This is a genomic window from Variovorax sp. 278MFTsu5.1 (assembly GCF_048305045.1).
GTDB classification, from domain to species: domain Bacteria; phylum Pseudomonadota; class Gammaproteobacteria; order Burkholderiales; family Burkholderiaceae_C; genus Variovorax; species Variovorax guangxiensis.
In genome coordinates, this window is the sequence record NZ_CP157623.1 from 37826 (window position 1) to 59274 (window position 21449).

General features: G+C 67.9%; 20 protein-coding genes. 7 read left to right on the plus strand and 13 right to left on the minus strand.

The features are described from left to right. Positions 1 to 25: 25 nt before the first annotated feature. Genes ABL844_RS32245 through ABL844_RS32260 form a run of 4 tightly spaced genes read right to left on the minus strand, consistent with a single transcriptional unit; the run spans position 26 to position 4820 of the window. The gene (locus ABL844_RS32245; RefSeq protein WP_418132169.1) at positions 26 to 883 is read right to left on the minus strand and encodes a sulfurtransferase; all 858 of its coding nucleotides are present in this window, start codon (positions 881 to 883) and stop codon (positions 26 to 28) included. 53 nt (positions 884 to 936) lie between these two features. After that, positions 937 to 1929 (minus strand): Bug family tripartite tricarboxylate transporter substrate binding protein, encoded by a 993-nt coding sequence (locus ABL844_RS32250; RefSeq protein ID WP_418132170.1) that lies wholly within the window; start codon positions 1927 to 1929, stop codon positions 937 to 939. A 56-nt stretch (positions 1930 to 1985) separates the two neighbouring features. Further along, on the minus strand, positions 1986 to 3347 hold the full coding sequence (gene purB, locus ABL844_RS32255) for an adenylosuccinate lyase (protein ID WP_418132171.1): 1362 nt from the start codon (positions 3345 to 3347) through the stop codon (positions 1986 to 1988). Positions 3348 to 3362: 15 nt separating this feature from the next. Further along, a complete protein-coding gene (locus tag ABL844_RS32260) occupies positions 3363 to 4820 on the minus strand; it encodes an FAD-binding oxidoreductase (protein WP_418132172.1) in 1458 nt (485 codons plus the stop codon). A gap of 157 nt (positions 4821 to 4977) precedes the next feature. Between ABL844_RS32260 and ABL844_RS32265 the strand changes: the two genes are divergently transcribed. Further along, positions 4978 to 5724, plus strand: a complete 747-nt coding sequence (locus ABL844_RS32265; protein ID WP_221297855.1) for an IclR family transcriptional regulator — start codon at positions 4978 to 4980, stop codon at positions 5722 to 5724. A 13-nt stretch (positions 5725 to 5737) separates the two neighbouring features. Here ABL844_RS32265 and ABL844_RS32270 read toward each other — a convergent pair whose 3' ends face one another. Continuing rightward, positions 5738 to 7108, minus strand: coding sequence for an MmgE/PrpD family protein (locus ABL844_RS32270; protein WP_418132173.1), 1371 nt, complete (start codon positions 7106 to 7108; stop codon positions 5738 to 5740). Positions 7109 to 7144: 36 nt separating this feature from the next. Between ABL844_RS32270 and ABL844_RS32275 the strand changes: the two genes are divergently transcribed. Next, positions 7145 to 8029, plus strand: a complete 885-nt coding sequence (locus ABL844_RS32275; protein WP_418132174.1) for an MBL fold metallo-hydrolase — start codon at positions 7145 to 7147, stop codon at positions 8027 to 8029. Between the two features lie 157 nt (positions 8030 to 8186). Here the strand turns inward: ABL844_RS32275 and ABL844_RS32280 are convergent, their stop codons facing one another. The 6 genes from ABL844_RS32280 to ABL844_RS32305 all read right to left on the minus strand — a co-directional run bounded on the left by ABL844_RS32280 (position 8187) and on the right by ABL844_RS32305 (position 14809). Then, positions 8187 to 8486 (minus strand): hypothetical protein, encoded by a 300-nt coding sequence (locus ABL844_RS32280; RefSeq protein WP_418132175.1) that lies wholly within the window; start codon positions 8484 to 8486, stop codon positions 8187 to 8189. A gap of 671 nt (positions 8487 to 9157) precedes the next feature. Continuing rightward, on the minus strand, positions 9158 to 10090 hold the full coding sequence (locus tag ABL844_RS32285) for a LysR family transcriptional regulator (protein ID WP_184642440.1): 933 nt from the start codon (positions 10088 to 10090) through the stop codon (positions 9158 to 9160). Positions 10091 to 10117: 27 nt separating this feature from the next. Further along, a complete protein-coding gene (locus tag ABL844_RS32290) occupies positions 10118 to 11572 on the minus strand; it encodes an efflux transporter outer membrane subunit (protein ID WP_418132176.1) in 1455 nt (484 codons plus the stop codon). Beyond that, on the minus strand, positions 11569 to 12555 hold the full coding sequence (locus ABL844_RS32295; RefSeq protein WP_418132177.1) for a biotin/lipoyl-binding protein: 987 nt from the start codon (positions 12553 to 12555) through the stop codon (positions 11569 to 11571). Before ABL844_RS32295 ends, ABL844_RS32290 begins: the two co-directional genes overlap by 4 nt. 26 nt (positions 12556 to 12581) lie before the next feature. Beyond that, on the minus strand, positions 12582 to 12788 hold the full coding sequence (locus ABL844_RS32300) for a DUF1656 domain-containing protein (RefSeq protein ID WP_184642437.1): 207 nt from the start codon (positions 12786 to 12788) through the stop codon (positions 12582 to 12584). Further along, a complete protein-coding gene (locus ABL844_RS32305; protein ID WP_418132178.1) occupies positions 12785 to 14809 on the minus strand; it encodes an FUSC family protein in 2025 nt (674 codons plus the stop codon). The genes ABL844_RS32300 and ABL844_RS32305 overlap by 4 nt, the downstream gene beginning before the upstream one ends. A gap of 214 nt (positions 14810 to 15023) precedes the next feature. On the opposite strand from ABL844_RS32305, the gene ABL844_RS32310 reads away from it, so the two are divergent. Further along, complete coding sequence (locus ABL844_RS32310) at positions 15024 to 15806, plus strand: AraC family transcriptional regulator (protein ID WP_418132291.1); 783 nt, start codon at positions 15024 to 15026, stop codon at positions 15804 to 15806. Positions 15807 to 15823: 17 nt separating this feature from the next. Here the strand turns inward: ABL844_RS32310 and ABL844_RS32315 are convergent, their stop codons facing one another. Beyond that, positions 15824 to 16603, minus strand: coding sequence for an SDR family oxidoreductase (locus tag ABL844_RS32315; RefSeq protein WP_369662764.1), 780 nt, complete (start codon positions 16601 to 16603; stop codon positions 15824 to 15826). After that, positions 16600 to 17763: a 2-methylaconitate cis-trans isomerase PrpF family protein gene (locus ABL844_RS32320; RefSeq protein ID WP_184642433.1), complete on the minus strand. Its 1164-nt coding sequence runs from the start codon at positions 17761 to 17763 to the stop codon at positions 16600 to 16602. Before ABL844_RS32320 ends, ABL844_RS32315 begins: the two co-directional genes overlap by 4 nt. A gap of 187 nt (positions 17764 to 17950) precedes the next feature. On the opposite strand from ABL844_RS32320, the gene ABL844_RS32325 reads away from it, so the two are divergent. The 4 genes from ABL844_RS32325 to ABL844_RS32340 are packed head-to-tail and all read left to right on the plus strand — an operon-like array spanning position 17951 to position 21443. After that, entirely contained in the window at positions 17951 to 18307 is a 357-nt protein-coding gene (locus ABL844_RS32325) for a Zn-ribbon domain-containing OB-fold protein (protein WP_418132179.1), read from the plus strand. A 6-nt stretch (positions 18308 to 18313) separates the two neighbouring features. Then, on the plus strand, positions 18314 to 19450 hold the full coding sequence (locus ABL844_RS32330; protein ID WP_418120729.1) for a thiolase family protein: 1137 nt from the start codon (positions 18314 to 18316) through the stop codon (positions 19448 to 19450). Positions 19451 to 19459: 9 nt separating this feature from the next. Further along, complete coding sequence (locus tag ABL844_RS32335; protein ID WP_418126142.1) at positions 19460 to 20239, plus strand: SDR family NAD(P)-dependent oxidoreductase; 780 nt, start codon at positions 19460 to 19462, stop codon at positions 20237 to 20239. 13 nt (positions 20240 to 20252) lie between these two features. Next, a complete protein-coding gene (locus tag ABL844_RS32340) occupies positions 20253 to 21443 on the plus strand; it encodes a CaiB/BaiF CoA transferase family protein (protein ID WP_418132180.1) in 1191 nt (396 codons plus the stop codon). Positions 21444 to 21449 lie beyond the last annotated feature (6 nt).

Consider the following 21449-nt stretch of genomic DNA (forward strand, 5'->3'; position numbering starts at 1 on the left):
TTGTGATCTCGTGATGGGGCGCGGTTCAGGCCGCGCCGGTCGCGATGGGCGCGCCCGGCTGGGCACTCCATTCGCTCCAGGAGCCGGGGTACAGCGCCGCGCCCTGCAGCCCGGCGACTTCCATCGCCAGCAGGTTGTGGCAGGCCGTCACGCCCGAGCCGCACTGGTTGATCAGCTGCGCGGCGGGGCGGCCGCCGGTGATGGCGTCGAACTCGCTGCGCAGCAGGGCCGGGGCCTTGAAGCGGCCGTCCGGCCCCAGGTTGTCCTTGAAGAGCCGGTTGCGCGCGCCGGGGATGTGGCCGCCCACCGGGTCCATCGTTTCGTTCTCGCCGCGGAAGCGGTCGGGCGCGCGGGCGTCAAGCACCAGCCGCTCGACACCGTCGATGTTGGCCCGGACATCTGCGTAGGACACCGTGGCGACCAGCGGGGCCTTCAGGCTGAAGCTGCCCTCTGGTCGCTGTGCGGGCCTGTCAGTGCTGAGCGCGTGGCCGGCGGCCTTCCAGGCGGCGATGCCGCCATCGAGCACCGCGACCTGCCGGTGCCCTGCCCAGCGCAGCATCCACCACAGGCGCGCGGCGTACATGCCGCCGGCGTTGTCGTAGGCGATCACCTGCGCGCCGGCGTTCAGGCCCATTGCGGCCATGGTCCTGGCGAAGACTTCGCGCGAGGGCAGGGGGTGGCGGCCGTTGCGGCCGGTCTTGGCGGCGGACAGCGCGTGTTCCAGGTGCAGGTAGAAGGCGCCGGGAATGTGGCCCGCGTCGTAGGCGCGCTGGCCCGCCTGCAGGTCGGTGAGTTCGAAGCTGCAGTCGAGCAGCAGCAGCGCGGGGTCGTGCTTCCGTGCGGGGGCGAGCTGGTCCGGGGAAATCAGGGTATCGAAGATCATGGATCGGGAAGAGTCGAGGAAAGGAGCGGAAGGAAGGAGCCTGCGCGCCTCGCCTAGGGCGAGATCTCCTTGAGCAGGGCCGGCGTGGCGGCGCCCTTGTAGCGCGCGATGTCTTCCTGGATGAACTTGCCGAAGCGGTCCATCGGGAGGTTGTGCTCGGTGGCCGCGTCGCGGCGGATCGCGTCGCGCACTTCCGCCGTGGCGAGCGCGCGGCCCAGGTGGTCGGTCAGGTACTTCACCACCGGCGCGGGCGTGCCGGCCGGCGCCACCAGCCCGTACCACTGGGTCACGGGAACGTTCACGCCCAGTTCTTTGAAGGTAGGCACGTCGGGAATGGCCGGGTTGCGCGCGTTGCCCGTGATGGCGAGCAGGCGCAGCTGCCCCTGGCGAACCTGCCCCACCAGCGGCGAGGCGGTCGCGAAGAAGCAGTCGACCTGGCCGCCCAGCATGTCGGTGATGGCGGGGCCCGAGCCCCGGTAGGGCACGTGGAGCATCTCGATGCCGGCTTCCTTCTTGACCATCTCCATGCCGATGTGCGCGGCCGCGCCGGCACCGGTGGAGGCGAAGCTGAGCTTCTGCGTGCGGGCCGCGTCGAGCAGTTCGCGTGCCGTCCTGAAGCGCGAGTTGTGGGCCACGAACAGGCCGTGCGGCGCCTCCAGGATCAGCCCGACGGGCGTGAAGTCGTCGGGCACCTTGTAGGGGATGGCCTGCGGCCTCAGCGCGGGTGCCACCGCCAGGTTGCCACTCATCGCGAGCAGCAGGGTGTAGCCGTCGGGCTTCGCCTTGGCCACCGCGTCGGCGGCGATGTTGCCGCCGGCGCCTGCGCGGTTGTCGACGATCACCGGCTGGCCCAGCGTCTTGCCGAGCGCGTTGGCGATCAAGCGGCCGTACAGGTCGCCGCCCCCGCCGGGAGGAAAGCCCACCACCAGCCTGACGGGCTGTTCGGGATAGGCGGCGAATGCCGGCATGGCCGCCAGGCTCAGCAGGCCGGCCAGGGCCAGCGCCATGCGGCGGCGGCGCATGGTTGCGCTTGCGAAGGTTGTCATGGACTGTCTCCGTTTTGCTCTTGTGGGCGCCGCTTTGCGGTTCGGGCTCGGCGGGCTCAGGCCTGCAGCCAGGCCTTCTGCTGTTCGACGACGCGGTCGACGCTTGCGCCGCACTGGCCCAGGTACTGCAACGGATCGGTGAGGTCGCGAATCTCGGCGTCGCTCAGCAGCTTGGAGAGGCCCGGGTGTCCGCGCATGGCGTCGGCGAAATCGAGCCTCGAGGTGATGCCGTGCATGGAGGCTTCGTAGATCCACTCGTGCGCGGTCTGCTTGCCCACGCGCTCCGACAGTTCGAGCATGACGCGCTCGGACAGGAGGTAGCCGCGCATCCGGTCGAGGTTGGCGGCCATCGCGTCGGCGTTGACCTTGAGGCCCGCCAGCAGGTTCTTCGCCTGGAACAGCATGGCGCCGGCGATCATGCAGCACTCCGGCAGCGCCTTCCATTCCATCTTCCAGGCGATGCCGTCGCGCTCGCTCTCCTGCACCATGCCCTCGACCATCATCGCGGCGTTGTAGCGCAGCGGGCGCGAGAGCCCCGCCAGGTTCTCGGCCGACGTCGGGTTGCGCTTGTGCGGCATGGTCGAGGAGCCCAGCTTGCCCTCGGAGAAGCCTTCTTCCACCTCGCCGAATTCGTTGCGCTGCATGTTGAAGAGCTCGTTGCCAATCTTCGAGAGCGTGGCGCCGAGCATGGCCAGCAGGTTGGCGTATTCGGTGAAGCGGTCGCGCGCCGGTGCCCAGCTGATGGCGGGTGTGCCCAGGCCCAGCTTGTCGAGCATGAGGCGCTCCAGCTGTTCGGCTTTCGGGCCCAGCGACGCCTGGCTGCCCACGGCGCCGGCCAGCATGCCCACCAGCACGCGCGGCGCCGCCTGCACCAGCCGCTCGTGGTGGCGGCCCAGCTCGTCGAGCCAGACAGCGCACTTGTGGCCGAAGGTGATCGGCAGCGCCTGCACGCCGTGCGTGCGCCCGGCCATCGCGACGTCGCGGTGGGTGGTCGCCAGGCGCGCGAGTTCGCGGCCGACCGCCTTGATGTCGCGCAGCGCCACCGCGTGGAACTCCTTGAGCTGCAACGCCACGCCGGTGTCCACCACGTCCTGCGTGGTGGCGCCGTAATGCACCCACTCGCCGTTCTCCTTCGAGCAGCGCGACTGCAGCTGCTTGAGCGCGGGCACCAGCGAGTGCTTGATGCGGCGGATCTCGGCCGACATCGCGCCGAGGTCGATGTTCTCCACCTGCGCCTGCATCATGATCTCCTTCGCGGCCGCCGGCGGGATGATGCCCAGCTCGGCCTGGGCCGCGGCCAGCGCGGCTTCGAAGTCGAGCCACTTCTGCACGCGGTTCTCCTCGCCGAAGATGGTGCGCAGCTCGTCGGTGCCCCACAGGTGCTGGAGCGATTGCATGTCGAATACGGAAACGGGCATGGGAGTCCTGAAGTACTAGATGGAAGAGCGGCGCGGGGCGTCGATGGAAAGGGGCAGCACGCGCCCCGGGTTGAATGTGTTCGCCGGGTCGAGCGCCTGCTTGATGCGCGCCATCAACTCCAGCGCGACCGGCTGCTTGTATTGAAGGAAGGCCTGCTGCTTGAGGCGGCCGATGCCGTGCTCGGCGGAGATCGAGCCCTGCATGCGCGCCGTGACCGCGTGCACCACTTCGTGCACGGCTTCCTCGCGGGCACGGAACTCCGCGTCCTGCATGCCGTGGGGCTTGCTCTGGTTGTAGTGCAGGTTGCCGTCGCCCACGTGGCCAAAGCAGACCACGCGGATGCCAGGCAGAAGGCTCTGCAGCGCGGCACCGGCTTCGGCGATGAACTCGGGAATGCGCGACACGGCCACGGAGATGTCGTGCTTGATCGAAGGACCCCCCAGCCGCTGGGCCTCGGGCACGTGCTCGCGCAGGGACCACAGGGCGTGGGCCTGTTGCTCGGATGCGGCGAGCACCGCGTCGAGCACGAGGCCTTGCTCCATCGCTTCGGCCAGCGCCTCTTCCACCGCGGGCGTGGGATCGAGCAGGGCCGATGCCTCGGAAACGTCGAACAGCACGGCCCATGCGTGGCTGCCCGCCAGCGGGTCGCGCATGCCGGGCGTGCCGTGGGCGAACACCTGGGCCAGCGCCTCGCGGCCGATCAGCTCGAAGGCCGTGACCCGTTCGCCGACGGCGCCGCCCAGCCGGGCCAGTAGCGCGACGGCAGCCTCGGGATCGCGCACGGCCACCCAGCCGGTGACCGTCTTGCCCGGCTGCGCATGCAGCTTGAAGGTGGCGGCTGTCACGATGCCGAGCGTGCCTTCGCCGCCGATGAACAGCTGCTTCAGGTCGTAGCCGGTGTTGTCCTTGCGCAGTGCGCCCAGCGCGTCGAGCACGCGCCCATCGGCCAGCACGACTTCGACGCCGAGGGTCAGGTCGCGCGTGTTGCCGTAGCGCAGCACCTGTTCGCCGCCTGCGTTGGTCGAGATCACGCCGCCGATGGTGGCGCTGCCTTCGGACGCCAGCGAAAGCGGAAAGAGCCGGCCGGCGGCGGCAGCGGCTTCCTGTGCCGCGAGCACGGTGCAGCCGGCTTCCAGCGTCATGCTGTTGTCCAGCGGGTCCACGCGGCGCACGCGGGTCATGCGGTCCAGGCTCAGCACGATCTCGCGGCGCGAGGCGTCCGGCGTGGAGCCGCCCACCAGCCCCGTGTTGCCGCCCTGGGGCACCACGGGAACGCCGCGCGCCGTACATGCCGCGACCACGCGCGATACCTCTTCGGTGCTCGCCGGCCTCACGACGGCGCGCGCGGCGCCCGGGTAGTTGCGCCGCCAGTCGCTGACATAGCGCGCCGTGTCGGCGTCGTCCGTGAGCACATAGGCCGCGCCGGTGATGGCGCAGAGCTCTTCGACGAATGGGTCGGCTGGTTTCGACATGGAATGCGCGGTCTTGCGATGGCTGCGCCGCTGGGGCGGCGGGTTGTCTCGTTGTTTGTGTTTATTTCAATGAATAAAACAAACTTCAATGAATGAAACTTTATGATCGCAGGCGGCAACTGTCAACCCGGATAATCCGCAGCCCGGAGCGCCCACCATGAAAAACCAAGAAACCGATACCGCAGCGTCCGTCGGACCCAAGCCTCCCGCCGGCGTGCTGGAGCGGGGCATTTCGATCCTCGAGTGCTTTCGCGAAGACCGGCTGCGCATGTCGTTGCGCGAGCTGGCGGAATGCACCGGCCTGGACAAGGCCACGCTGCTGCGGCTGCTGGGCGTGCTCACGCGGGCCCGGATGATTCATCGCTTCGAGAGCGGCAGCTATGCGCCCGGTCCGGCGCTGCTGCACATGGGCATGCTCTACCGCAGCACCTTCGACCTCGGCACGCGGCTGCAGCCTGTGCTGCACGAAGTGATGCGGCAGACCGGCGAGACCGTGGCTTTCTACATCCGCAGCGGCGAGGAGCGCGTGTGCCTCTACCGCGAGAACACGGCCAAGGAGGTGCGGCATCACGTCGAGGTGGGAACGCGCATTGCGCTTTCCGCCGGCGGTTCCTCGGCCCACATCCTCCTGGCTTTCACTGGCGGTGCGACCGAGCACCAGGCCGAGATCGACGAGAAGGGCTACGCGATGACGCGCGCCGAGCGCGTCGCCGAGATGGCGTCCGTCGCGCTGCCGGTGTTCGATGGCGATGGAACCTTCCTCGGCGCGATGGTGGTCATCGGCCTCGCGTCGCGCCACAGCGTGGCGGCCCAGCGCAAGGCGGCGGAGATCGTGCGGCACGAGCTGGCGCTGCAGGGCTTTTCCAGCAAGGCACCGAGCGGCTGGAGTCCGGTGCCGGCCTGACGCTGGGGCGCGGTCAGCGGCCGAAGAGTTCGGGCGACGGCAGGCAGGGGTCGTCGTCCCGCGTTGCGTCGGCGAATGCGGCGCACCAGCGGGAGAGGCTGTCGGCCTGCGCATCGGTCATGGCCGGTGCGAACGCGCGCATGCGTGCTTGCAGCTGAGGCCAGTCGAAGGGGTCTTCGGGGTCGCCCCGGCGCAGTTCGCGCAATGCTTCGAAGCTGCGCCCGTCCTTCATCATGATGGTCACGCGCGCGGGGCGCTTCTGCGGAAAGGCCTGCTGGAAGCCGTCGTGCGTGGACACGCGCACTCGCTCGGCCAGCGCGAGCAGGGCGGGCGAGTGCAGGTCGGGGCCTTCCATGTCCTCGATGCCGAGCCGTCCCTTCGACAGGAGCGTGGCGACCACGTAGCGCAGGCTGAAGGGCGTCTCCGCCGCCTTGGACGGCCAGTGCACGCCCGCGATCTTCAGCGCGTGCGGGAAGATGACCACGTCCACCGATTCGATGTCCTGCGGCGCGGGGCGGTGCCTGTCCATGATTTCGCGCGTGGCGTCCAGCGGCGTGAACAGCTGTGCGCAGCAGGGCCAGGCCTTGATGGTGGCGGTGTTCAGTCGCTCGGGGGCGTCGAGCTCACCGTCCAACGCGGCCAGCGGGCCGTCGCCGGCGAACAGCGCGTAGAGGCCGCGCCGGCCGGTGACGAAGGCGCGCGCCCCAGGAAAGCCCGCCTGCGCGGCCCACGCGGCCGTCATGCCGTTGCGCACTGCGAAGGCCGGGTGCAGCGATTTGGATTCGTGCGCTTCGTCGTCCACCAGCTGCCACAGGCCGGCGGACTGCGTTGCCGCGATCCCCATCGCGTGATGCAGTTGCGCCTGCGGCAAGCCCAGCGCAACCGCGCTCGCTGCCGCCGCGCCCACGCAGCCGGCGGTGGCGGTGGCGTGGAAGCCGGCGGCGTGGCGGGTGCCCAGCGCTTCGCCCACGCGCAGCGCCACTTCGTAGCCGGCAATGATCGCGTCGGCCACGCGCCGCATCGGCATCGCTTGCACCGCGGCCAGCGCCATCACCGGCGAGATCGCGACCACGCCCGGGTGCAGCATCGCGGCCCGGTGCGCGTCGTCGATCTCGCGCAGGTGGGCGATGCCGGCATTGGCAAAGCCAGCGGCCAGCGGCTGCATCGAGGCCCCGCCGAAGACCGGGGCCGTGCCTTGCCCCGGCATGCTGGCCGCGGCAAGCTGCCGCAGCGCGGTGGCGCCGGCCATGCCGATCGCGGACCAGCCGGCGGTGAACCAGTCGAGCATGGCCTGTGCCAGGCGGTCGCGCGTGGCTTGGGCAAGGGGGCGGTCCTGCATGGCCGCCAGGTGGGCTGCCAGGACCGCTTCCGGATCGCGGGTCATATAATTTATTTCGTTCAATGAAATTACTTTCATTATATGAACCTAACCAAGCTGGCGATCCAGCACTTCTTCGACCCCGCCACCTCGACCTTTTCCTATCTGGTGGATGACGGCGCGGGCTCCTGTGCCGTCATCGATCCGGTGATGGGCTACCGCGCGAACTCGGGCCGGACCGACGCCGCCCCGGTGGAAGCAGTGGCCGAGGCGATCGACCGGCGCGGGCTGACGGTGCAGTGGCTGCTGGAGACGCACGCGCATGCCGATCACCTGTCGGGCGCGCCGTACCTGCGCGAGCGCTTCGGCGGCATGCTGGCCGTAGGCAGCGGTATCACGGCGGTGCAGCGCGTGTTCCGGGGCGTCTTCAACGCCGAGGACCTGGCCGTGGACGGCTCGCAGTTCCAGCATCTGTTCGCCGATGGCGAGGCATTCCGCATCGGTCTGCTGCAGGCGAGGGCCCTGCACGTCGGCGGCCATACGCCAGCCGACGTGGCCTATCTCGTCGAAGACCCGGCGGGCGGACCTTCGGCGGTGTTCGTCGGGGACACGCTGTTCATGCCCGACGTAGGCACCGCGCGCTGCGACTTTCCCGGCGGCGATGCGCGCCAGCTCTATCGCTCCATCCGGCGGCTGCTCGCGATGCCAGGCGACACGCGTCTCTACCTCTGCCACGACTATCCGCCGCCCGCTTCGCGCGAGCCGGTGTGCTGTACCACCGTGGCTGCGCAGAGGGAGGGCAACATCCATGTGCGCGACGGTATCGGCGAGGACGAATTCGTGGCGCTGCGCCATGCGCGCGACGCCACGCTGGCGATGCCGGCGCTGATGCTTCCTGCGGTCCAGGTCAATGTCCGCGCCGGAAGCTTTCCGGGCGCGGAGGCCAATGGCGTCGTCTACCTGAAGATCCCGGTCGACCGCCTGTAGTCGCCTGGCGGAGACCGACGTTCGGGCAAACCGTGGTGCGTGCTGCGCGCGGTGGCTTCGCGTTGCATCGAGGACTGCGGCCATCCGAGCGCCTTGAACTTCGGAGTTGCCCTGCACCGACAACGCACTCCTGAGGTTTAGCAAGAAATATGAAGAGTCAGGCCTCGACCGGTTTTCGCCGCGGGTAGAGTGCGATCTCGCGCAGCGGAAGGTGGCAGCCCACGACGGCGGCGATGTCCTGAGGCACCGTGGCGATCAGGTCGGTGCCCGGCAGCGGCGCCAGCAGGCGCATGAAGTGCGAGAGTTCCAGCGTCGCGTTGCGCCGCCAACGCTTGCCGTCCAGGAATTGCTCGAGCAGGTGCTCGCGCCCATCGGGGCGCACCACCACCTGCCACGCCGCGAGATACTGCTTGAGCGTCATGCGCGCACCGACGGTGCCGTTGGAGTGAGTGGGCAAGACGTTTCCGCAAGGCCAGGAATAGACAGCCCAACTGTGCAATAGCACTGCCAGCGGTCCGGGTCCAAGCGGTCTGCATGGCCCACCGCCGCCGCATGACAGCGCTGGCGGACGCGCCAGGCTTCAAGCATTGCCGCTCTTGCGAAGCGTGCGCGCGTTCCGAGCGCACACTTTGCGGAATCCGGCGCTGATGCGCTCGTTGTCCGCCGGGCGCCGGCGCAGCTCGGTGGCGCGGCAGATCCCACCGTGCGAAGGGCCGGTCAGCCCCGGGGCTCAGGGCAGCATCTCGAACTTGACTCGGTCAGTGGCGTGACCTTCTCTTCGCGGACCATCTTATATTCGGTGCTCGGGCCCAGCCATTTGGCCCAGAGGCGGTCAAGCTCGCCCGCCTTCTCCAGCGCAGCGGGTCGCGTTCACTTGGACAGCGGCACGAGCTCGTCCTTCTTCATGCCGATGCCCACAGGGCTGCATAACCGGGTCCCGGAATTCCGCCGCCGCAGTCCCGCTGGGTCAGGACGCCACGAAGATCAACGCGGCCGACCCCAAAGTCTCCCGCCTTGCGCTTCTGCCGGCCTATGGTGCCCAAGCCGATGATGAAACCCGACTCAGGATCTCCTGGTCTTTGAGCGTGCCGCCGCGGCAGGTCGAACCGAAGAGGCCTTGGTTCGCCCTCAAAGAGGTGCAGGTGCAGCATCTCTCGAGACAGCGAGGGGCGTCGGGCTGTCCCGCATTCGAACTTCCAGCATCGCGAGCATTGCACGTAGCGCGGCGCTGTTTTGGCGGCGCTGCGTGTAGGCTGCGTAGAGCCATATATCGCTGGGCATGAAGTTTTGGAGAACCGGGACCAGCTGCGCACTTTCCACGTAGGGTTGCGCGAGCAGGTCGGGGACGCATACTGCGCCAATGTCGGCCAACGCCGCGCCGATGAGCGCACTCGCGTCGTTGGCGTCCATGCGTCCGTGAATGGAAACGTTGTAGGGTTGGCCATCCACTTCGAATGCGATTTGTGGCGGTCCCGGCATGACCGAGTAGGCGAGCACGTCATGCTTTCGCATGTCGTCGGGCTGCGAAGGAATGCCGCGCCGAGCCCAGTAGCGCGGCGTTGCGCAAAGGGTCAGTCCCATTCGCCGCAGGCGGCGCACGATCAGGTTCTCGTCGCCGATGCGTCCGAACCGCAAGGCGATATCGACCCCCTCGTCGACCAGATCGATCATGCGGTTGCTCAGCTTCAGGTCGAGCTGCACGTCGGGATAGCAGGTGAGGAAGTCGCCGAGCAGGCGCGGGAATGCGGTCTGGACCATTCCGTGCGGCGCCGTGATCAGCAGGCGGCCGCTGGGGTGCGAGCCGCGTGCCTGCAGTTCGCTCGTGGTCTGTTCGATCATCTCCATCAGGGATGCACAGCGCGCTTGCAGCAGGCGGCCTGCATCGGTCAGCGACACCGAGCGGGTCGAGCGGTTGAGCAGACGCACATTGAAGCGGGACTCCAGCGTGGCGATGTGCTTGCTCACGCTGGCCTTCGAGATGCCGAGCCTGCCCGCTGCGCGCGAGAAGCTGCCCTGGAAGGCAACTTCCGCGAAGGTCCTGAGATGCTCGAAGCCATCCATCTTCCGCCCTGTCGCTCGCTGTCCGTGTCATTGGGGCGGCGCCGTCGGGCTGGCCTCCCAGCCGCCACCCAGGGCCATGAATACGGCGATCTGGCGCTCTGCCAACCGGGCTTCCGAGGCGGCCAGGGCCGCCTTGCTGGAAGCCAGCGTTCGCTCGGCGTCCAGCGCATCGAGCTGCCCCAGCTTTCCATTGATCTGCAGCGCACGCACTTGATCGACCGCAGTCAGGCTCTGATCGCGCGCGGCGGCGAGAGCCGCATGGCGCTCGAGTTCGCGGGCATAGGCGTTCAACGCGGTTTCAGCTTCTCGCAAAGCGCCGAGCACAGTGCCTTCGAAGTGCGCAGCCGCCACTCGGGTCGCCGCTTCGCTCTGAGCGATGCGTGCGCGAGCGATACCTGTTTCGGGCAGGGTCCAGCTGAGCAGCGGACCCAGGCTGTAGCTGAAGGTCTCGCGGTTGGCGAAGCGGTCGAGAAAGCCGGCAGAGCCCGATGAAAGGCCCAGCGTCACCTTGGGATAAAGGTCGCCGGTTGCGACACCGATGCGCGCAGTCGCTGATGCCAGGCTTCGTTCAGCCTGCCGCACATCGGGCCGCCGGGCGAGCAGCGCCGCGCCGTCGCCGACCGGCAGCAGTCCAGCGACGCGTGGAGGCTGCTCGCAACGGCCTACGGCGCCAGGAAAGTCCCGGGGCACGGTGCCGGTCAACGTGGCGAGCCGGTACAGGGATTGCTGCCGCACAGCCTCCAGCGGGGGGATCGCGGCACGCAGGATTTCCAGCTGTGCGCGCGCACGCACAGCGTCGATCGCCCCAGCCCGGCCCGCACGCTGTAGCCGTTGCGCAAGCTCGAGCGCTTCTTGCTGCAGGCGCACCGATTCGCGCGCCACGCGCAGCTGCAGGCCGCTGGAGCACGCCGCGGCGTAGGCCTGCGCGGTGCCGCCAGCAACGGTCACGCGCACAAGGTCCACCGCGGCGCGCGTGGCGCCGGTATCCGCTTCGGCGGCCTCGAGGGCACGGCGCAGTTGGCCGAAGAGGTCCACCTGGTAGGACACGGCGGCTCCCATGCTGTAGCCGAGCCGGCCCGGCGGCGCCTGGTCGCGCTGCAGCAGCGACAGGCCCGAAACGTGACCGAAGCTCGGGCCGACATTCAGCGTGATGGCTGGCTTTTCGGTCCCATGGACCTCGGCTTCCACCGCGGTTGCGCGCTCGAGGGTGGCCAGTGCCTGCCGCAGGTCGGTGTTGTGCTCGAAGGCCTGGGCGATCAGGCCGTCGAGTTGCGGATCTTCGAAAAGGCGCCACCAGCGCGGTGGCACGCTTGCTTCCGACGTGGCGCCCCCGCCGGAGAGAAACGGCCCCCTCGAAGCGGCCTGCGCTGCGGTGAGCCCAGCCGGTGCTGTGTAGTCGGGCCCGACAGGTTCGTGGACGCAGCCGGCCAGCAGAGCCTGTGCGGCAGCGGTTGCCAGGACAAAGGCGCGAGCGAGCTTCATGTCCGCCGCTCCTGGACGCGAGCTGCGGCCGCGGTGGGCCCTCCCTGAGGACCCAGTACCTCCACCGAGACCGTCTGGCCGACGACCAGGCGAGCGTCGGCCGGTAGCGGGTCCAGCTTCACCCGCACGGGGACGCGTTGCGCGAGCCGCACCCAGTTGAACGTCGGGTTCACGCTGGGCAGCAGGTTCGCACCGGTGCTGCGGTCGCGGTCGACGATGCCCGCGGCGATGCTGTCGACCTTGCCTTCGAGCGCTGGCGCGTCCATGGGGGTCACGCGCACACGGTCGCCCAACTGGATTCGCGCCAGCTTGTTCTCCTCGAAATAGCCCTCGACGTAGATCGAACCGGTGGCAACGAGCGCCAAGGCAGGATGGCCGGCCATCGCATAGGCACCCTGGCGCAGGTCGAGGTTGGTGACGCGTCCCGAAGCGGGTGCCCGTATCTGCGTGCGCTGAAGGTTCAGGCGTGCCGTGTCGACCGCGACCTCTGCCTGGCGCAGTGCCGCTTCGGCCGCCAGCAGCGAGCCCCGGGCCTGCTCGAAGCGTGAACGGGCCTGTTCGCGCACTTCCTGGGCGACCAGTCCCTGCAGTTCGTCGTTGCGGCGGCTCTCGCGCTGCGCCTGACCCAGCGCGATCCGCTGGTTGTCGATGACGATCCGCTGCGCAGCCGCGGCGGCCTCGGCCTGCTGCAGGGCCAGCATGAAGCGAGCTTCGTCGATCGAGAAGAGAAGCTCACCCGCCGTGACCGGCTGGTTGTCACGCACCGCCACGGCGGCCACCATGCCGGAGACATCGGGCGCCACCTGGACGATGTCGGCCCTTACCCGACCATTGCGCGTCCATGGGGCCAGTTCGTAATGATCCCAGAGCTGAAGCGCGGCCCAACAAGCTGCTGCAGTGACCAGCGCCGTCGATAACAGGCGAAGGGGGGCAGGGATCGGGCGCGAGGTCCAGGCGGCGAGAAGGGATAGTTTAGATTTCATGGTCGTGCAGCAGGACAAGTGATCGGTCAGATGGAGATGGCCCCGGTGAGTCGGACCAACGCATGGAGCACCACGATGTAGAGGCCCAGATCGAACAGGGCGGGATGCCATATCCACCGATAGGCGCCGATCAGCGACAGCAGGCGGCGAAGCCACCAGGCCAAAGCCATCGCACCGCCTGCCAGCAGGAGCAGGCCTGGGACGTAGACGCCGAAGAAGCTTGTTTCGATCATGGTTGCAGGTCGGTGGAGGCCGAAGGAAAAAGGTCTCTGCGCAAGCCCACCAGGGCAGAGACTGCGGGCGCGCAGTTGGCATTTGCGAGGGAATGCAACAACAGCCGGTCGATCTGCGGCAGCAGTGCCCCGACTTGCGCCGGTGCACCGGCGGCCTGGGCGCGGAACGCGCGAGCGAGCTCGGCCATCAGCCGGGCCGAGGGCGCTTCGGGCAGCCGGTGCCGTTGTTGCTGAAGGACGCAGATGCTGGCCCCGATGCGAAGCTCGCGCAGCGCGAGCCGCGCCGCAGTTCCTTCCTGCGGCCCGGGGTCTCCAGCGGTACGTGGAACCAGGAGGGCCATGCGGTCGAGGATGCGGCCGCTGAAGGCATCGCGTTCGGATGCGCGTTGGGGGTGTGACGCCATGTCGGCCAAGTCTCGCCAGCCGCTGTGGCGGATGCGCTGTGCGCTCCATTCGCTGCTCACGCTGCGCACGACGGCAGTGGTGCGCGCGGCGATCACTCCACCGGCGAAGAGGGCCAGATTGCCTTCGAGGAAGCTGGTCCAGTCGGCGCTCGCGATGTCCTGGAGCGCCAACGTGCCCGCCACGCCGAAGAACATGCCCAGTGCCGCGAGGCTGCTGGCCGGGCGAGCGAGGTAGCCACCGACCAGCAGCAGCAAAGGTGCAGTGCACAACATCAGCATGCCGAAGTCTTGAGCCAGCGGCATCACGCCAAGCACATAGAAAGCCGACACGGGCATCGACCACAGCAGTGCGACCAGGAACTTGTGCATGCCCGGAACGGGGTCGTCCATGGTGGCGAAGAAGCTGCAGAAGACCGCTGCGCCCATCGCCATCGACGACCCGGATCGCCAGCCGCTGATGATCCACACCGCGCATGCCGCGCAGGTCGAGAGTGCGACGGTGAAGGCCGAACGCAGCGCCAAGCCTTTGTCCACGTGAAGGATCGGCGACCGTGCGGCCAGTCTTCGCTGCCGCCGCGGCGATGCGCCGCCATCCAGGCCGGCGGCGATGTCGTCGCGAAGCGTCCTGCAGCGGCGCCATCCCGCGATCAGTTCGTCGAGGTGCGCGGCAACGTCGATCTTCAGGGCCCGTACCCAAGGGGAATCGCTCGGATCCGCCGCTCGCGCATGGAAATCGGCATGCACTTCGCTCTCGGTGCCCGACGGCGCGGCGGCATCCAGCCATGCAGCATCGCGTTCGAGGGCTTTCGTGACCTCGGCTGGTACTTCCCCCGTCGCCTCGCGCAGCGCATCGAACCGGTCTTCCAGCGCGGACAACGAAGGGGTCAGTACCGCGAGACAGTCAGGCAGGCTTCTTACGGCACCATGGGCCCATCGCAGGTTGCTCGTGTCGAAGGGCACGTGGGTTGCAGCCAAGCGCAATTGGCTGATGTCGACCGCGAGCTGCCGTCGATCCTGTGAGAGCCGCTCGCCGGTGTCTTCGTCGGCGCTTGTACCAAGGAGATTGTCCAGCCATCGCCGGACATGGCCCAGCGTGCGATCGACCAGTCCGAGCAGCGAAGGCCCGAGGCCGGTCGGCAGTACGAGGCTGTGGACGAGGCTGGCGCACAGGATGCCGAGTGCGATCTCTTCCGCCCGGGCGATGGCCGTATCGAACATTCCCGCAGGCGTTTCCACCAACGGAAAACCGATCAGTGCCGCGGAGTAGCCTCCCAGCATGAAGGCGTACGAGCGTGCGCTTCGGTCCAGCAGCGACAGGTAGAGGCAGGCCCCGACCCACAGCGCCAGGGCCAGCGACAGAAGCTCCGGTGATGCCGACAGCGATGGCACCAGCACCACGGAGGCCGTGCATCCCAACAAGGTGCCCGCCAGTCGATAGAGCGACTTCGAGCGAACGTGCCCGGCGAGAGGATGCGCCACGATGTACGCGGTCATCATGGCCCAGAAGGGCCGGGGGAGCCCGAAGCGGCTGGACAGGTACAGCGCGAGCATCGAGGCAGCGAAGCTCTTGAGAGAAAAGAGCCACTCCTGCCTGGAGAAGCGAGGTGGTGCGATCACGCGGTTCCTTTCGGAACGAGGTCTGATCCGGTCGATCCGGCCTCGATATGGTTGCGAATCATTTGCATGCGGGAATGCTATGGCGCCCCCTGCAAGACTAGAATTGCAAACTTGGACAGATGATTTCTCTTTTTGGCCATCCAGCGTGACGCGCTCCGACCGAACATCCTCTGGCGCGAGCCTCGACCTGGACTACGAACCGTCCGTGCCGGTGATGGCCCACCGCGTGGATGTCGAGGCGCGCGAGCGAGAGATTCCGATCCACGTGCACCGGTCAGGCCAGCTGGTCATGGCGTTGCGCGGAGCCGTCTCGTGCGACGTCCCTGGCGCGATGTGGATGGTTCCGCCGCAGGCCGGCGTGTGGATTCCGGGCGGGACGCCGCACAGCAACCACAGCACCGCGAACGCCGTGATCTTCTATCTGTTCGTGGCGCCCAATGCCGCACCGCTGCCCGCGAGCTGCTGCACCTTGCGCATCAGCCCGATGCTCGGCGAGATGATCCAGTACCTGGCGGGGCAGCCGCCTTCCTATGAGGCTGGCGGGCCGACCGACCGGCTGGTCCGCGTGCTGCTGGACCAGCTCTGTGCCATGCCGACGGAAGAGATCTTCCTGCCGATGCCCGAGGATGCGCGGCTGCGCAAGGTTTCGCGCGCCATGATGCGCGACCCTTCGGACCGACGGACGCAGAAGGACTGGGCCGGCAAGCTCGGAATGAGCGAGCGGACGCTGAACCGGCTGTGCACGGCGCTGACCGGTCTGAGCTTCGGACGCTGGCGTCGCCAACTGCACATGCTGGTCGCACTTCGGGAGCTGTCCGGCGGCGCGACCGTGCAGCAGGTCGCGTACGACCTGGGCTACGAATCGCCCTCCGCGTTCATCACGATGTTCAAGAAGGCTTTCGGAAAGCCGCCCGCCACCTACATCAACGACCGGCTGCTCGCTGCAGGCGAGGGGCGCTCGCTGGCCGAACCCGCGCCTGCGCTCTCGCCGACTTGAACCTGCGCGTCACGATTTCACCGGTAGGCGCGGGCCTGGGTCACGCCGCCATCCACCACGAGGGTGGCACCCATCACGTAGTCGCCTGCGCGTGAAGCAAGGAAGATGGCTGCACCCGCGATGTCTTCCGGCGTGCCGATGCGCTTGGCGGGAATGTGTTCGGACAACGCGGGCCCATGGTCGCGGGCATTGCGGTTCATCTCGGATGGAAACGCGCCAGGTGCGAGGGCACTGACCGCGATGTTGTCCTGCGCCAGGCGCAACGCCATGCGCCGAGTCAGATGAATCAGGCCGGCCTTGCTCGCGACGTAGGAGTAGTTCTCCTGGGGGTTGAGCCCGATGCCGTCGGTGGAGGAGATGTTGATGATCTTCCCCACGCGCGTCCGGGCAGCGGCGCGCAGCGGCCCGGACAGCGCCTTCGTCAGGAAGAAGGGCGTCTTCAGGTTCAGATCGACCACCTTGTCCCAGCCGCTTTCCGGAAAGGCATCGAAGGCCTCTCCCCAAGCCGCTCCGGCGTTGTTGACCAGGATGTCCAGCGTCGTTTCATGCCCGGCATAGGCGTCGGCCAGCGCCTGGCAGCCGGCCACGGTGGACACGTCGTGCGGCAGCGATACGCAGTGGCCGTACTTCGCGAGTTCGTGCGCAGCCTGATCGCATGCCTCGGCTTTGCGCGCACTGATGTAGACGCGCGCGCCGTGCGCCAGGAACCCCTCGGCGATCATGCGTCCGATGCCTCTGGAGCCGCCAGTGACGAGGGCAGTGCGGCCCCGCAGCGAGAAAAGATCCGGAGCGTTCATGACAACGTCCCCTCGCCAGTCGCTTCGAGGCGCGACCGCCGCACATAGGCCGTCCCATCGAAAAGGCGCCTGGCCGTGCGAGTGAAGTGCACCTCGCGCACCGTCCAGTCGTTTCCGCCCCCGTGCTCGACATTCGCAAAGATCTTGAGCACCCCGCTCGGATGGCCGATGCGGATGCGCGTCGGACCGGCATGCGTGCCCCGCGCTTCGGCGGGAATGGTTCCCGCGATCTGCGCTGCGACCGAGAGGCACACCGAGCCTCCGCCAGGGAATGCCTTGTGCATGGCGCCACCGGCGAGCACCATGCGCGCGACGAAATCGATCTCCGATGACTGCACGACGCGGTCGCCGGCAATGGTCCGGTAGTCCTGCGCTTCGCTGATCAGTATCTGGTACGGCGTCAGGATCCCCGACGACGGAAGATTGCAGCGTTCGACGACCCAGCGCCTCACCTCCTCGGCCATCTCGTAGATCTCGGGCCCGAGCTGGCCCGGCAGTTCAGTGCCGGTGATGCCCAGGTCCGCCGCGCGGATGAATACGCACGCCGTGCCGACGTCGACCACCGACACCGGTATTTCGCGGCCGAGCTTCGACACGTGGACCCAGTCGCGCGCCTGCCCCGTGGGCAACAGCTTGCCGGTCGTGGAACCACTGGTGTCGGAGTAATCCAGCGCCACCTCTGCGCCGGTGCCGGGCACGCCATCCACTTCGCTGTCGCCCTCCACGCGCGGCTCGCCGTCGGCGCATTGCACCGCCATTCGGAGGATCTTTCCGGTGTTCGTGTTGTGCACCCGAACGGTGGTGACGGGTTCCTGCACCGGAACCAGCTTCTCCTGCAACGCATACACCCCCGTGGCCGACGAAATGTTGCCGCAGACGATCTCGAAGCTGACCGTGGGCTGGTCGATGCCGATCTGCACGAAGGTGTAGTCGATGTCCGCATCCGGGCGCGACGGCGGCCCGATGATGGCGCACTTGCTCGTCAGGATATCGGCGCCGCCGAGCCCGTCGATCTGGCGCACGTCGGGGCTGCCGAACAGAGCGAGAAGAAATCGGAGACGCGCTTGTGGATCGGTGGGCACGTCGTGCTGCGAGAGAAAAACAGCCTTGCTGGTGCCACCGCGCATCAAGGTGACCGGTACGCGAATTTGTTCATTCATCGGCTCAGTATGCAGATCGCGCTGGCCGCTGTCCTTTCAGTTCTGCTGGGCATTGTTTAGCTGGACTGCATGTGTCGAATCGTTCAGTTCCGCTAAAGAATGCCCAGCAGAAATCCAATGACCGCGGGGACCTGGATCTCGATACTTTCCTTCGCTGTGGCGAGCTCCACACGAACAGGAGACACCTTTGAAGATCATCAAGCGAACGGAATCCCCCTTCCGTGAAACCCCCGGCGGCATGGTGCTCGTCGCGACCCGCGTGGCCGGCCAACCGGCCCAGTTCCCGCCCATCGAATTCACCCACGACGACCAGACAGTCGAAGACATCGAGCTCGGACCCATCGGCTCTCTCTACAGCTTCACGATCGTTCACCCGGGCAAGGACAAGCAGCCCTATGGCCTTGCCATGGTCGACTTCGAACCCGGTGTGCGCGCGTTCGGCCGGCTGCTGTACAGCGCCAAGCCGCCGGCCATCGGCGCCTCCCTGCGGGTGGTGCCCTTCGCGTTGCCTGACGGCACGCCCGACTATGCATTCCAGGAGTGATGCACCATGAAGCAACCACTGATCACCGGCGTCGGCATCACTGACTTCGGCCGCTTTCCCGAACTGACCGAAGAGGCGATGGCCCAGGCGGCCATCCTCGATGCGCTGGCCGATGCCGGCACGAAGCTTGGTGAGGTGCAGGCGTTCTACTGCGGCAATGCGCTCGGTGCCATGCTGCCGGGGCAGCGTGCATTGCGCGAACTGCATGTCGGCGGCGGCGCGGTCTACAACGTGGACAACGCCTGCTCCAGCGGAGCCACCGCGCTGAATCTCGCGCTGCAGGCGCTCAAGGTCGGCCAGTACGACACCGTGGTGGTGTTCGGCATGGACCACCTCAGCAGCCTCGGCGGCGGCCCGCTGCAGCTCAGCCAGAAGGACTGGAACAACCGGCGCGGCATGATCATGCCCGCCCTGTACGCCATGCGTGCCAAGCGGTATATGCACGACCACGGCCTCGCGCTGGAGACGCTGGCGGACATCTCCGTCAAGAACCGCCAACACGGGGCCTTGAACCCGATCGCCAAGTTCGCCAAGCTGGCGAGCCGCGAGGAGGTGCTGGCGTCTCGCCCCGTGGCCGAGCCGCTCACGCTGCTGCAGTGCTGCCCCGCCGTGGTGGACGGGGCCGCGGCCCTCGTGCTCAGCACCAAGCCTGCCAGGGGCGTCGCCAAGCCCGTGCGAGTGCTGGCGTCCGTGGTGCAGTCGGGCCTGTTCGAGACCGCGCCTGTCGACATGACCGAAGCAGAGATCACCGCGCGTGCCGCCAGGCTGGCCTATGAGCAGGCCGGCATCGGGCCGCAGGATCTCAGCCTGCTGGAAGTGCACGACGCGTTCACCATTTCCGAGCTGCTCTATTACGAGGCTCTCGGCCTTTGCAAGCGCGGCGATGCGGCCAGCCTGCTGCAAAGCGGCGCGACCGCTCTGGGCGGCCGCGTGCCGGTCAACCCCAGCGGCGGGCTGATCGCCAAGGGACACCCGCCGGGTGCGACCGGCGTCGCACAGGTCGTGGAAGTCTGCGAACAACTGCAGGGCCGTGCAGGCGCGCGCCAGGTGCAGGGCGCGCGCATCGGCCTCACGCAGGTCACGGGCGGCGGTATCTGGGGTGTGGACCACGCCGCCTGCTCGATCAACATTCTTTCGCTCTGAGGGCCCGCCATGAACCAGACAGACACCATCGCGCCCGCCTCGCTGCAGGGCCTCGTCGCCATCGTGACCGGCGGCGCCAAAGGCATCGGCTTGGGCATCGCCCGCGAGCTTGCACAGGGGGGCTGCCGCATCGCACTGTGGGACTTCGACGACGCCGCGCTGGGCGAGGCCGAGCGGACGTTGTCGAGCGAAGGCGCCGACGTGACGACCTTCAAGGTCGACGTCAGCTCCGTGGACCAGGTGGAAGCGGCGGTCGCCCGGCTGCTGGCATCGCACGCACGCATCGACATCCTGGTCAACAACGCAGGCATCGGCGGCGACAAGCTGGTCTCCAAGATGGATCTCGCGTTCTGGAGCCGCGTCATCGAGATCAACCTGAATTCGCAGTTCATCTGCTCCAAGGCGGTCCTGGCGCAGATGGCGCAGAACCGGTTCGGACGCATCATCAACATCGGCTCTCGCGCGTGGCTGGGCAACCGCGGCCAAGCGGCCTACTCTGCCTCCAAGGGCGCCGTGGTGAGCCTGACCCGCTCTCTGGCGCTCGAATATGCGCGCAAGGGCATCACGGTGAACGCTGTCGCTCCGGGCATCGTGGAGACGCCGCTGTTCGCGACGCTCACCGAAGAAGTGCGCCAGAGCCTGCACAAGACCGTGCCGATGGAGCGGATCGGCCAGCCGCAGGACATCGCCCGGGCGGTGCGCTTCTTCGCGGAACCCGGATCGAGCTACGTCACCGGCCAGCTCCTGTACGTCTGCGGCGGCCGCAGCCTCGGCAGCCCGTCGGTATAGCGGGCCGGATCGCATGCTCGCGAATGCATTGACCGGTTTGAAAGTGATCGACTTCACGCAGGTGATGGCCGGGCCGACCTGCACGCTGTACCTGGCCGATCTCGGCGCCGACGTGGTGAAGGTCGAGACGCCCACGGGCGATCTCTCGCGGGCCCTTTCGCCATGGGTCAACGGCGAGGGCGTCGCCTTCCTGGCGCTGAACCGCAACAAGCGCAGCATCGTGCTCGACCTGAAGCAGCCGTCGCACCGGCAGGCCGCGCAGGAACTGATCGCGCAGGCCGACGTGCTGGTCGAGAGCTTCCGTCCCGGCGTGATGGCGCGTTTCGGGCTCGACCACGCCACGGTGTCCGCGGACAACCCGCGGCTCATCTACTGCTCGGTATCGGCATACGGCCAGCATGGCAGCAGCAAGGATCTGCCCGGCGTGGACGGCGTGCTGCAGGCCGTGAGCGGCCTGATGAGCGTGACCGGGGCGCCCGATGGAGAGCCGTGCAAGGTACCGGTGCCGGTCGTCGACCTGGTCACCGGCTCTCTGGCGGCCATCTCGGTGCTGGCCGCCCTCCAGGAGCGGCAACGCACGGGGCTCGGTCAGCACGTCGAGGCGAGCATGTTCGCCAGCGCCATCGCACTCCAGCACGTGAGTTTCGCGTCCTACTTCGCGGATGGGCTCGTGCCCGGACCGCAAGGCAATGCAGCGCCGTATTCGACGCCTAACGAGGCCCTGCGCTGCGCCGACGGGTGGATCATGGTCGCGGCCTACCACCCTGCACGATGGCAGGCGCTGTGTGCCGCCATCGGTGCACCGGAGCTCGCCTGCGATCCGCGCTTCGCAGAGAACAAGAGCAGGCTGCAGCACCGCCAGGCGCTGCTGCGCGAGCTGGAAGCTCGCATGCTCGCGCATCCGCGCACCTTCTGGCTGGAGAAGTTCACTGCGGTGGACATCATCTGCGGCCCCATCAACGACTATGCCGAGGTGGCGCAGTCCGCCCCCTTCGTCGAGGCGTCCCTCGCGGAAAGCGTGCAGCACCGCGTCGCCGGCACGTTGACGCTGACGCGCAGCGTGCTCGGCGCGGTGGGCGAGCGGCCACGTGCGCGACGCGCCGCCCCCACGCTCGGCGAGCACACCCGCGAGGTGCTGGCCACACTGGGCATGCCAGCCGGCGCCATCGACTCGGTGGCCGCGGCCAGCCCTTCCCAGACCTGAAGAACA